At 33.3% G+C, this 12,547-nt stretch carries 12 protein-coding genes; 4 read left to right on the forward strand and 8 right to left on the reverse strand.

The annotated features are described in order from the left end of the window. Window positions 1-147 precede the first annotated feature (147 nt). The 8 genes from argJ to AAGU07_RS01560 all read right to left on the reverse strand — a co-directional run bounded on the left by argJ (window position 148) and on the right by AAGU07_RS01560 (window position 9,010). Window positions 148-1,341, reverse strand: a complete 1,194-nt coding sequence (gene argJ, locus AAGU07_RS01525) for a bifunctional ornithine acetyltransferase/N-acetylglutamate synthase (RefSeq protein WP_342457455.1) — start codon at window positions 1,339-1,341, stop codon at window positions 148-150. A gap of 101 nt (window positions 1,342-1,442) precedes the next feature. Continuing rightward, window positions 1,443-1,799 carry a hypothetical protein gene (locus AAGU07_RS01530; RefSeq protein WP_342457456.1) on the reverse strand — a complete coding sequence of 119 codons (357 nt, stop codon included), beginning with the start codon at window positions 1,797-1,799 and terminating at the stop codon, window positions 1,443-1,445. Window positions 1,800-1,888: 89 nt separating this feature from the next. Further along, the gene (locus AAGU07_RS01535) at window positions 1,889-3,094 is read right to left on the reverse strand and encodes a hypothetical protein (RefSeq protein WP_342457457.1); all 1,206 of its coding nucleotides are present in this window, start codon (window positions 3,092-3,094) and stop codon (window positions 1,889-1,891) included. Window positions 3,095-3,142: 48 nt separating this feature from the next. After that, window positions 3,143-4,171: a Zc3h12a-like ribonuclease gene (locus AAGU07_RS01540; RefSeq protein ID WP_069584151.1), complete on the reverse strand. Its 1,029-nt coding sequence runs from the start codon at window positions 4,169-4,171 to the stop codon at window positions 3,143-3,145. Next, the gene (locus tag AAGU07_RS01545) at window positions 4,168-4,923 is read right to left on the reverse strand and encodes a metallophosphoesterase (protein ID WP_342457458.1); all 756 of its coding nucleotides are present in this window, start codon (window positions 4,921-4,923) and stop codon (window positions 4,168-4,170) included. The genes AAGU07_RS01540 and AAGU07_RS01545 overlap by 4 nt, the downstream gene beginning before the upstream one ends. Continuing rightward, window positions 4,924-5,277 (reverse strand): nascent polypeptide-associated complex protein, encoded by a 354-nt coding sequence (locus tag AAGU07_RS01550; RefSeq protein WP_342457459.1) that lies wholly within the window; start codon window positions 5,275-5,277, stop codon window positions 4,924-4,926. It abuts the gene before it with no gap. Next, window positions 5,274-7,295 (reverse strand): tRNA guanosine(15) transglycosylase TgtA, encoded by a 2,022-nt coding sequence (gene tgtA / locus AAGU07_RS01555; RefSeq protein WP_342457460.1) that lies wholly within the window; start codon window positions 7,293-7,295, stop codon window positions 5,274-5,276. The genes AAGU07_RS01550 and tgtA overlap by 4 nt, the downstream gene beginning before the upstream one ends. 497 nt (window positions 7,296-7,792) lie before the next feature. Next, window positions 7,793-9,010, reverse strand: a complete 1,218-nt coding sequence (locus AAGU07_RS01560) for an MnmC family methyltransferase (RefSeq protein ID WP_342457461.1) — start codon at window positions 9,008-9,010, stop codon at window positions 7,793-7,795. A gap of 302 nt (window positions 9,011-9,312) precedes the next feature. On the opposite strand from AAGU07_RS01560, the gene AAGU07_RS01565 reads away from it, so the two are divergent. From AAGU07_RS01565 to AAGU07_RS01580, 4 genes are all read left to right on the forward strand, one after another. After that, window positions 9,313-9,903: a flavodoxin family protein gene (locus AAGU07_RS01565; RefSeq protein WP_342457462.1), complete on the forward strand. Its 591-nt coding sequence runs from the start codon at window positions 9,313-9,315 to the stop codon at window positions 9,901-9,903. A gap of 195 nt (window positions 9,904-10,098) precedes the next feature. Further along, complete coding sequence (locus AAGU07_RS01570) at window positions 10,099-10,872, forward strand: glycosyltransferase family 2 protein (RefSeq protein ID WP_342457463.1); 774 nt, start codon at window positions 10,099-10,101, stop codon at window positions 10,870-10,872. A gap of 35 nt (window positions 10,873-10,907) precedes the next feature. After that, on the forward strand, window positions 10,908-11,306 hold the full coding sequence (locus tag AAGU07_RS01575) for a DUF2304 family protein (RefSeq protein WP_342457464.1): 399 nt from the start codon (window positions 10,908-10,910) through the stop codon (window positions 11,304-11,306). Between the two features lie 62 nt (window positions 11,307-11,368). Further along, window positions 11,369-12,547, forward strand: coding sequence for a glycosyltransferase family 4 protein (locus AAGU07_RS01580; RefSeq protein WP_342457465.1), 1,179 nt, complete (start codon window positions 11,369-11,371; stop codon window positions 12,545-12,547).

Consider the following 12,547-nt stretch of genomic DNA (forward strand, 5'->3'; position numbering starts at 1 on the left):
GTGATAGTTAAACTTTCTTTAAATTCAATAAATTTTGAACAAGTATGATAATGAATAAATTATTTTAATTTTTTATTTACTAATCAGTTCAATCTCTTAAAATACTTTGGTTTTGAGATCTTGGTTCAAGTGAAAATTAGTAATCAGTTATGTACTGTACTCTGAATTAATCTTCACATAGTCATATGATAAATCGCACCCGTATGCAGCTGCAGAATGCTCTCCTAAATTAAGATCAACGATTATTTCAATTTCATCATTCTGCATTATTTTTTCTGCAGTTTTAAGTTCATCAGTCCCATCAAAAGCTAGAATAGAACCTTTTTCCACAATTTTAACAGTTTCATTATCTGACTTAAATGTTATATCTACAATGTTTTCATCCATTTCAGCCCCAGAATATCCTACAGCTGCAACTACCCTACCCCAGTTAGGGTCAGCTCCGAATAATGCTGTTTTTACAAGTGATGATCCAACGATAGCTTTTGATGCAGATTTTGCATCACCAGAAGATACAGCGCCATTTACATGAACTTCCATGTATTTAGTTTCCCCTTCGCCGTCCTTTGCCATCATCTTTGCAAGTTCAATACATACATACTCAAGCGCTTCCTGGAAATTTTCGTCCATTTTCCCTGAACTTCCATTTGACATCAGTATAACAGTATCATTGGTACTTTCATCACCGTCTACAACGACCATGTTGAATGATTTATCCACTGCTTTTTTAAGCGCGTCATTTAGTTCTTCAGCTGATGCTTTAACATCAGTGGTAATGAAACATAGCATTGTGCCCATATTTGGTGCTATCATTCCAGAACCCTTAGTTATACCTCCAATTTTAACGGTACTTCCATCTTTAAGGGTAGTTTGAACAGCAAATTCCTTTGAAAATGTGTCGGTTGTCATTATAGCTTCTGCTGCTGCAAATGAAGCTTCGGGAGAATTTTCAAGGGTATTCAGTGACTCATCTATAAGTGTATTTATAATGTCTAAAGGCAGTTTCCTTCCAATTATGCCTGTGGATGCAACGGCAACATCATTTAATTCAATATTTAATTCATCTGCAACCCTTTTTGTCATTTCCCTTGCACTGGCGATACCCTCTTCACCTGTAAAACAGTTGGCATTCCCGCTGTTTGCAACGATTGCTGATAATTTCCCATCTTTAAGTACATCTTTTGTAACAATAACTGGTGCTGCCACTACTTTATTTGAGGTAAAAACTGCAGACGCTGTATTTTCTTTACTAACTATTACAGATACTCCATATTTCCCTTTACGAGAACCTGAAGCTAGAACACTATCTACAGCACATATTCCCCCTTTTATTATTTTCATAAAAATTCTCCATTAATATTATTTTAAAGTCAATATCAACTAATAAAATTAGAAAATAGTGATTTGCTATTCCACTATCTGAAATATTTCCATATTAGCCATCATTGCGTGCCAGTATCATTATTACTGTCACCATTATCATCATTATCGCCGTTATTTACACTACCACCACTGTTTTTAGTGTCACTATTACTCTTGCTTCCGCTACTACCACTATTATCAGTATAAGTAGATTCTGAGTTTTCATCTGTACTATTTACGCTGGTTTTAGGTTCTGTATTAATGTTAACATTTTTTGTGGATGGGACCTGTATATCCTGATTAGTTGAGACCTGTGTAGTGTTTTGAGTATTGTTTTGATCCAAACCCATTACTATTCCTGCTCCTGATCCAAATCCAAAAGCTATTAATGATATAATCAATCCGATTATGGCTTTTGCTTCAGTTTCTGGCTTCATAATACCACTCTAGTTTTCTATTGTAAGTTTTTATTAATAAATATAATGGTTTTACTTATTCTCTGTGTTTAAATATCAGCTAAATTAAACTATGTTGCAATTGCGTATAAAAGAGCAAGGAATATTGACACGATACCAAATTCCCAGTATCCAATGCTCCATCCTATGAATGTAGCTACAAACACAAAGATAAATATTATTACAGCTTTAGATTTCCCATGCATTAAGAAATCAAGGATAGACCTTGAGAATTCTGAAGGAATATAATATGCGTATGTTCCATCTGCAATATCAAAAACCATAACCGGGCTGTTATTCCATATTTTAACTTCATCAGCTATCTGAGCTCTTTCTCCAGATTCCCTTCTGCTTTTTCCTATACCTGCCCTTAGCATTGCACCATGATTTAAAGCATGCCATGCAGAATCAATACCTGCCTGTAATGCTGCATGTTTTGTTGGGAAATTAGCGACAAAATCATCGCCTCCTTCCCTGTATCCTTCAATTTTTCCATTACATTCCTTCTCGATGAAATTTTTAATATCTGTCATTATTTCAACGAGTTTGTCACGCCCATTTTCTGATATAAATTTAGTGGAATCTATCATATCAATAAATAGATAATTATCATAAACTGCAGGGGCACCTTTTAATTTTCCAGTTTTACCTGAAAATACAATTGCGTATTCTCCCCCTAATTTAGTAAACCCTACTCCTGATGATTCACCGATCTGTTTGTTTAAATTAATAGCCCTTTCAATAGATGCTGCCCCAGTCATTCCTGATGCTGCCCTTACGTGGATATCTTTTTCCAGACCGCGGCTTATAATTTCAATTCCAACTCTTATTGCATCATTTTTGGAAAGCATCCTTGCTACAATCTCAGTACTGCTTTCTTCAACAATTGTACCCCTTTCCTTTTCAATGATGTTTACAAATTCTTTAATAATCGGATCTTTTTCAAAGACCTCTACATATAGATACCTATCACTACCCATAATTATATTACTTAAAAGGGCATATTCATCAACTTTATTTTCTGCAGGCTTTAATTCTATGAATTTTCTACCTTCAGGGATGTTTGCTGTACCTATTTCTTTAACAAGGTTATGGAAAATATTTTGAGTTGTAATATGTGCACGATCAAGTTCCAATAGCATCGTTTTAGTGTAATTTATCATCTCTACGTATTCTCTTTCCCTGTCGTTGGTTGGGTAATATTTTGTGCCTATGCTTAAGACCTTAGACTTTATAAAAAGTCCAAAAAGTCCTCTCATTAGATAATCCATGACCATTTAACTTTTTCCTCCTTATAGAGCGAAATGAGATTTCGTTAGATATTACTACCCTTTACTTTCTCCTTTTTCTAAAACAATCTCAAATTGTCCTGGTTTTTCCATTAACATACTTGGTTTAACGGATACAATAGGAAATTTCCATGTTCCAATCCTTGCAGCCACTGTACTTGCGATATTTCTAGAGTTTTTCTTTACAAATGAGTAATCGTGATCATTAATGGTTATATTTATATTATATTTAGATTCCTCAACTACCTCATCAGAATAAAGAATATTAAGCTCAAAACTACCAGGTTTTGTGAAAAGATCATTTCTTACAGCAACAAGGGGTGCGTGTTCAAGTTTAAGTCTATCTCCAACAGTAACTGCAATATTTCCCGCATATCTAACAGCATCTTTATAGTCCCTTGGGCTTACAAGAACGAAAATAATGAAGTCACTTGTTGATTCTGCCTCTTCAACCAGGTTCATTACTTTACCAAAAAGAGGAATCTTCTGGAATATATCTTCTATTTTAGAGTCCAGTGCATTTTCCCTGGTTTTAGTTATCCTATCAATTGCTTCTTTTGCAATTGCAATACCGCTTATTTTCTTGCTTTTTTTAACTTTATATGCATCTAGTCCCTTTCTTTCAAATTCGTTAAGGGAATATGTACATATTTTTTGCAGTATATTTTTAACTTTTTTAGGCTTAGAAGATGTTCCAATGGATATTTCACCATTTTTAATACCATAAGGAATTCTTTTACTTGCAATATCTTTAAATTCGTCGTTATAATCTCTAAACATATCATTTGATAATATTTTTGCATTTTCTTCATATGCAATTTTTAAAATAAAATGATCTGCCGTTGTACCAGATGGGACCTGCTGAACTTTTTCTTCTTCAAGAAGTTTGTTGAACTCTTCCTTGTTGTCTATTTCATGTCTAAGGGGTGCATCCGCTATTGCAAACGGTTCATAACCTAATCCTTTCAACGCTTCCATTGCATTTAATATGTTATTAAGACTTGGCTGTCCGTCTTTTCCTTTTCCAAAGTGAGCCACGTTGGATGCATCAATAATTACTTTCAATCAATCACCTTACATCTATTTTCAAATTTTGCAAGACACTTAGATTTTCCATCCGCCTGATTTAGGATTACTTCAACAGTATCTGGTTTGATATCAATTGTATTAAAAGAACAAACATCTTTTCCTCGAAGTTTAAGTGAAGAAACTGTTCCTGCAGTGACAAATGTTGTATTACCAACGAACCATACATAAGGCACGTGCTTATGTCCTGATAATACGATATCTGCCCCTCCATCAATTATAGATTTTAGAATGTCACCAGCATCAGTCAATATATTCCTTTCACGTCCTGTTTTGGGAACAGGAATTATATGATGATGAAGGGCTATTATTTTATATAAATTATTTTCTCCAGCATCTTTAAGTTGCGCTTCCATTGAAGCTTGCTGTGACCTACCTATTTTCCCATAATCTATATCTGGCTCGCTGCTATCTAACCCTATAGCACTAATTTCAGGAGTTTTAACATTTAGAGTACCACAATGCTTCTTTATAAGTTCCTCAAAACACTCGTTTCCGATATGCCGTGCATCGTGATTTCCAGGAACTACAAGTAGTGGACTTTCAAAAAGTTCCATGAACTCTGCTGCTCTTTCAAATTCTGCATAATAACCATTGTTGGTTATATCTCCAGTTACAATCACTAAATTTGGATTAAGGTCATTAACTTTATTTATGGCCCGAAGTAAAAGCTCCTCTTTGAAATTGATTGCACCGATATGCATATCTGATAGGTGAGCAATAAATGCCATCTAACTTAACCTCATAATTGCTTCTGCAAGATCTCCATTCGTATCTTTTAATGTTTTAATAGCATCTTCTTTACTTGCACCTGTTTGAGCAGATACAAGCTCTACATCTTCATCAGGAATTTCTAATTCTATTTCTAATTTTTTCTCTTTAGGTTTACCAGTTATCTGGTATGTTTTCTGCCCCATAAAATCCATTATATTTATTTTTGGATTTTTTATCACTACTTCCTTATCTTTAAACTTTATTATGACTTCTGTGGCACCTTTAACATCCTTCATGTCCATGCCCATTTGTTTCATAGCTCTTTGCATTTGTTTAAGTTGTTTTGGGTTCATCCCTGCACCCGGTATCATAATTTACCTCCTTTTCTTGTCTTTACAGCTTGGCCAGTTTTTAAATCTTTTATTTCATGAGCGTTTAAAATTGACTTACCAAAAGCCAGTAAATCATCATTTTCATTTACAATTAATACTTCTTCATTCGCCCTAATATTTATATCAATGTCTATAACGAATTTAGCAAATATACTTTTTCCTTCCCTTGCAAATGGTTCAGCATCACTGTTTACAACCACTCTACTTTTAGGGTATTCAAGAAACTTGTGAAGTCTCTCCGCTCCAAGCATACTTAAAACGAATATCCCATCGCTTGCACGAAGCGTTGCAATCAGATCTTCGCCGTCATAAACATGTCTTATTTTACCAGTTTTTCTACTTTTAACTATATCTACATTGGTACCAAATAGAGCTTTTCCAGCACCTGTACCAAATTGATAATCTGCAATATATTTTATTTTTTCTTTATCATCAAACTGCAATCTTAATTCATTAATATTGAAATTTTCAAGCTCAAAATCAAGATCAAACCTTTTAATAAGACTCTCACTGATTATAACTTCATTGAAATTATTTATATACTCATTTATAATATTTTTAACGAATATTTTAGAATCACCATCTAATAAACTTGGAGACTCATTTTGAGCTAAAGGGTAAATTTCATCAATCTCAAGGGGAATAACTCCAAATGGAACATCTACAACAACAACCTGCAACTGTTCATCTACATGGGAGCTAATTTCTGATTTAAAGCCATTAATCCGGTAGAAATTTCCAAGTTTTTCTAAATCAGGTTTATCTCTGCCAAAATTGGTTAATATATTCTGAATATTTTTGGAGTATGGTTTTTTAAATGACGGCAGTAACAGCACTCTATTTTTTTGAGGAAGTCTTGAAAGACGGCCTAAATGTCTAGCTATTTCCGGCCTATTTAATGATTCAGGGCCTGTATAGAAAAATGCAGAATTTTTATATTCTGGATCATACTCTTCAATTAAGTTAGTATAATTTTTAAGGTTTCGCAGTGCATCTAAAAGATATGGATGGGCCCTGCACCTCTGTTCAACTAATTCAAGTAAATTTCCATCAACAATAGCCTGCCTTATTTTTCTGATTTCTGCAAAACTCACATGAAGGTTATGCTGTGCAATTAGTTTCATTCTCTGTTCTTTTTTCATACTCCTTAAATCATTAGGAGTATATTTAGTGCATACTTCACATGAACACGGCATCTCCAAAAGATCCTGTAATTTATAAGTTCCACTAGGCATCATCAGGCGATCATCCTGAGCATAAAGAATATAAGCAGCTGAATCAAACAAATCACATCCCATAGCAACAGCTAGAGCAAATACCATAGGATGGCCTGCACCCATAAGGTGTCTTGGTCTCGATGGAGGTAAATTAGCCACGGATGCCATTACAATATCCACAACATCTTTGTATTTATAATTTTCAAGTAAAGGAACTACTGCCCCTATAGGATAAACTTCAAAATCCATCTGACCAATTGCTTCGGCGCATTTTGCCCTCAAGTCCGGGAAAGTAGAGCCCTGCACAACAGAGTTCAGCATTAAATTTTCTCTTGCATCTAACGCTTCTTTTGCCCTTTCAAGAGTTATTTCAAGCTCTTTTTCAGCTCTTTCACGCTTTACATAGGGCGGCGTTGGAATATCAAGGGATGTACCAATATCAGTGCCTATCTTCTCTTGAAACTCGATTATTTCTTTGTTAGTTACATCGATATCTCCATACACCGAAAGCTGAAAAGAGCCTGAATCTGTGACAATTGGACCATCAAAGTTTATTAAACTATGTATGCCCTCTTCAAGTGCTTTTTCCTTCAATTCTTCATTTTTATAGATTATATAAGAGTTAGTTATGACGATATCTGCCCCATACTTTTTAACATCAATGGTTTGTTTTCCAGGATGGATTACAGGCATCAAAGCTGGTGTTTTCACATTTCCATGAGGAGTCTTCAGTATACCAATTCTACCCATTGCATCCTTATATTTAATTTCAAAGTTCAATTTTTCACCTATATCATTATATTATTAAATATATCTTTTAGTTTGTAAATTTAATTGTTCAAATGAACTATTTATTCAAAGAAGTTCAATTTTTCACATGGTTATTTGTTTTGATTAATTTGAATCATCAGAGAATTTGCAACGCATTTTCTTTAGCTGTCAAAAACTTTGTTTTTGACGTTGAAGGAAAACCATAGGTTTTCCTGAACCGCAAAACGTAGTTTTGCAGGCGACAAATCAAAAGATTTGTCAGCTGTGATTTTTACATGTCCATTATCATGTTAAAGTTTATACTTCATTATATGTTATATTGAAAAAAACTTTGTTTTTTTCAATCGGAAAAATAAAAAATTTTTCCATACTGGTTAATTTAAGTTGACTTGTTTTAAAAAAATTCCATTATTTAATCAAAAATTACATGATTAATTTAAATAGTAATATTTGCACAATACCCCAAATATGAGTGTAATTTTAAATTTTATAAGTTTTAGATTATTTTATACTTTATTTTCTTCCATTACATTTGTTAATCTTTTTATCATTTCATTTATCCTGCTGGAAGAACTATCCAATTTTGAAGCTTTACAACCACAGATACATTCATCAAATTGAGGGCAAATTATATACTTTACTTCTTTTGATTTTAAATCAGTAAATCCAAGCGCATTAATATTTCTAAGGAGCCTCCTCTTAAGCCGAGTGTCATTAACATCTTTACCCAGGTATATTGGAGTTTTTACAGTCGATGCAAATTTTTTTATTCCCCTTAAAGATTTTCGTTCATTTTCCCTTCTTTCCCTTATTTCATCATTAGACGCATTGAGTTCCGGATCCCTAAAAGGGACCCCTGCATCACTGAGTGCTATCATTCTCTCATCATTATCTGGGAGTGATTTTTCGATTACTCCAGGAACTTTAGATGCCACTGTGCCTCCGCTTTTCCGCCCAAATAATGGACCTTCACCTACATGAAACCCTGCATGTACCATTGCAGACCTGACAGGTGCTGCAGATGTATAAGTAAGAATAATACCCTCATCTTTAAGTATATTTTTCAAAATAAGGAAAAAATCAAGGGTATACAATTCAGGGGATTTGAGTGGTGAAAATGGATCCAGAAATACCGCATCATATTTCTTATCAATTTCTTTAATTACATATCTGGCATCACTCAAGTATATATTAATCTTGATTCTATCGGGTATCTCATCTTTATTGAATTTAACACCAAGAGTTCCATCATCATATAATTTATTCTCCACTGCGCTCTTTATGATATTATAAGACTTAAGGGGGTCTTCAATAAAAAGAGATGATGCAATGGTCTCCCTTGATATTTCAATCATATCAATTTCAATATCAACATCATCACCTAAAAATTCAATACATGAAGCAGCATTATAACCCAGTCCGCTGCATATATCCAGTATCTTAACTTCTTTCTTTCCTTCAAGCTTTGCAGGTTTAACAAATTTCTCCATTGATTCTGAAATTGCCCCGTGATGGGTATGCATCGTCTCAGACTTGTCATTTACATCGTTAGATTTTAACGTATAAGATCCATCTGCAGTTTCTATAAAATACTCCTTTAAAAGGTTTTTTGTCTTGTTTCTTGCGCATTTATTCCCTTTCTGTTCTTCTGTGAAGCATTCTCTGATAATTTTTAGAGCATCGTCTGTTGCAGTTAATGCTTGATAATCACTTTTTGTTTTCATGGTAATCCAAATTTTATTTACTAAATAGTAACAAATTAATTTAGAACGTGCAGATTCAGTATAAATGTTTTGCGCATTCTATGTTGAATTAATCTAAATTGAATTTGTATAAAAACTTTAATTATTAAATCAATGATTTATAAAATTTAAACAATACCCAACATTCAATCATGAACATTTAAAAATATTTATCTATGATACAATATTTATATTTGAAGAATTAAAAATTGAATTTACTATTTTAATTCATTAAATAAAGCTAGATTCACACTAGTATAAAACAGTATATTGGAGGCAAATAAGTGGTAAAAGTTATTGGAGTTATAGGTAGCCCGCGGAAAAATGGGAACACCGCATATCTAGTAGAAAAAGCACTGGAAGCTGCAAAAGAATTAGGAGCCGATGTTGAAAGTTTATACTTGGGAAATATGAAAATGGAACCCTGTAATGCATGTGATATATGTAAATTGACAGGTGAATGCCCAAAAGATGATGATGTAAATGGAATTCTTTCAAAACTTCAGGAAGCCCATGGAATAATCATTGGAAGTCCAGTTTACTTTGGAACTGTAACAGCACAGCTTAAAATACTTATGGATAGATCAAGACCACTTCGAGCTGATTTTAAACTTAAAGACAAAATCAGTGGCGCAATAACTGTGGGAGCATCCAGAAACGGAGGACAGGAAACTACATGTTCGGCCATACATAATTTCCTGCTTATTCAGGACGCTGTAATTGTAGGTGATGGTGCGCCTCTTGCGCACTACGGCGGAGCTGGAGCTGCAGGAGCTGCTGGCGATGTGCAAAATGATGACTATGGCATAGCAACATCAAAAAATTTAGGGAAAAGAGTAACTGAACTTGCCAAAAAAATTAACAATATTAATTAAATATCAAATAAATTAGTGAACTGTTCAATTTTATTACTATTTTTTTTAAAAGATGCAAAAATTGTCTAGAAAAAGGAAATATTTCACCTACATTAACCACTCATTTTATTTATTAGTGCATATAATATTATTTTATCATATATTTATGCCCAACAAAACGACCAAATGGCAATATTTTCATTGGAGAAAACTGCAATGACATTGAATGATCTTCAGATAAAAAATTTATCCCCTTCAAATAGAAATTTGGAAGATAAAATGGATCAAAATTCAAAAAAATCCAATAATTCCCATAATAATTGGAATATATATGTGGTTATGCCGGCATATAATGAAAGTAAGACTATAAAAAAAGTTATAGAAGATCTTAAACAAAGAAATTTAAACATGGTCATTATAGACGATGGATCTCATGACAAAACATATAAAATAGCTGAAAATTCTGTTTATGACCATGGGTTCATTTACAGGCATGTAATAAATAGAGGATTAGGTGCTGCGCTTGAAACTGGAATAAAAGCAGCGCTGGCAAAGAATGCAGATATAATAGTAACATTCGATGCAGATGGGCAGCATAATCCCGATGATATAATTCCAGTATGCAAACCAATCATGGAAAAGAGAGCAGACATTGTAATAGGAACAAGAAATTTTAATGAGATGCCTGCTTCTAAAAAATTTGGAAATACCGTTATGAACATAATAACGCGTATTTTTTACGGAATTCATGTAAATGACTCTCAATCAGGTTTACGAGCTTTCAACAGAAAAGCTGCTAAAGTTCTAGATATAAACTCAAGAGGTTATGGAGTATCTTCTGAGATAATAGGTGAAATTAAAAAATATAACTTAAAAGTAGAAGAAGTTGAAATCGAAACCATTTATACTGATTATTCCATGTCAAAAGGTACAAATTTAATAGTAGGTCTCAAAATACTTGCTAAATTAATAATAGGCATTCTAAAATAATATTGAAGATTAAATAACATACAGGCGGTGCACAAATGATATATCAAGATGTAGGAGCACTTATGGGAATAATTGCCATAATTATTGCAATTTTAAGGCTTAAAAATGGTAAAATGTCATTAGGGATGGCTTTCCTGTGGATTTTAATTTGGTTAATTGTTATATGGGTATCTATATTTCCTAACTCAACAAACATATTTGCTAGTCTGACAGGAATAGGCAGGGGATTAGATTTAGTCCTAATAGTAGCACTTATTGTGGGTTACTATCTTATTTTTAAGATGTACGGCATGATAGAAAATATGGATAAAGAAATAACATTACTTGTAAGAGAAATTGCGCTCCAAAGAGGCAATTTAAAGGAAAAAATAGATGAGGAATACTCAGCAAATCCAGACTCAACAGACGAAAAGAGTAAAACCAGATCAAAATAAACTCATTTATTTTTAGAAATCCAATTAATTCTTTACAGATTTAATCAACCAGAGAGAACATTATGAAAATAGGATACTTCATCAGCCATTTTCCATACGTAGACCTCGTCAACGATGCAACTTATAACAAAGAATATGCCCATGGAGGTACTGAAATCGCTGCTTACCAGTTAGCGCGCAATATAGCAGAAATAGATGATGTAGAGATTTTTACAACATCCATCAATTCTAAAGATTCCATTGAAACTTCAGAAAATATGTTAATACACAGATACAGTACCTTTTTAAAAATTGCAAGCGCTAACTTATCATTTAAAATTTTATACAAACCTTTAAGCTGTAAAATAGACATTGCTCATGCTCATTATAACATGCCCTACTCTGACTATTCTGCACTTAGATATGCAAAAAAAAATAAAGTACCATTTGTGGTTACATACCACGCCGATGCACAGGAAAGTGGAGGAAATCCAATCCGCAACTGGGCGCAAATGATCTACAATAGATCCCTCCTTAAAAATGTTTTAAATGGTGCAGATGTAATAATTGCCACATCAAAGTCGTATATAGATGAATCTAAGTTTTTAGGAGATTACAGGGACAAAATTGAAGTAATACCTAATGGAATAAACCTGGAAGAATTTGATATTAAGCTCAGGAAAGAAGAATGCAGAGATAAATTGGGCCTGCCGCATGATAAAAAAATAATACTGTTTTTTGGAAATATTGTTGCATATAAAGGTCCCCATATCTTATTAAAAGCTTTTTCAAAGGTAAAAAGTCAGTTTAAAAATGTAAAACTTGTTTTTGCAGGAAGAGGTGAAATGCAGGAAGAACTTACAAAATTAGCTGCTGAATTAGGTATAAAAAATGATATTATGTTTACAGGATATGTGGATGAAGGGCTGAAACCATTTTATTACAAGTGTGCAGACATATTCTGCCTTCCTTCAATCACCATGGCTGAAGCATTTGGAATTGTAAATTTAGAAGCTATGGCTTGCGGTATTCCTGTTATATCTTCTAAACTTGGAGGAATTCCAGATGTTGTTGTTGATAGAGAAACAGGACTTCTTGTTAACCCAGAAGATGAAGAATCACTGGCAGAGTCCCTAATATTTTTACTTGAAAATGATGATATAGCTAGAAAAATGGGCGATAACGGTAAAAAGAAAGTTGAAGAATATTCCTGGAAAAAGATAGCAGAAAAAACACAAGGGATTTATGAAAGGTTAATTTAA

Origin of the sequence: Methanobacterium sp., assembly GCF_038562635.1 — an archaeon.
Classification (GTDB): Archaea; Methanobacteriota; Methanobacteria; order Methanobacteriales; family Methanobacteriaceae; genus Methanobacterium_D.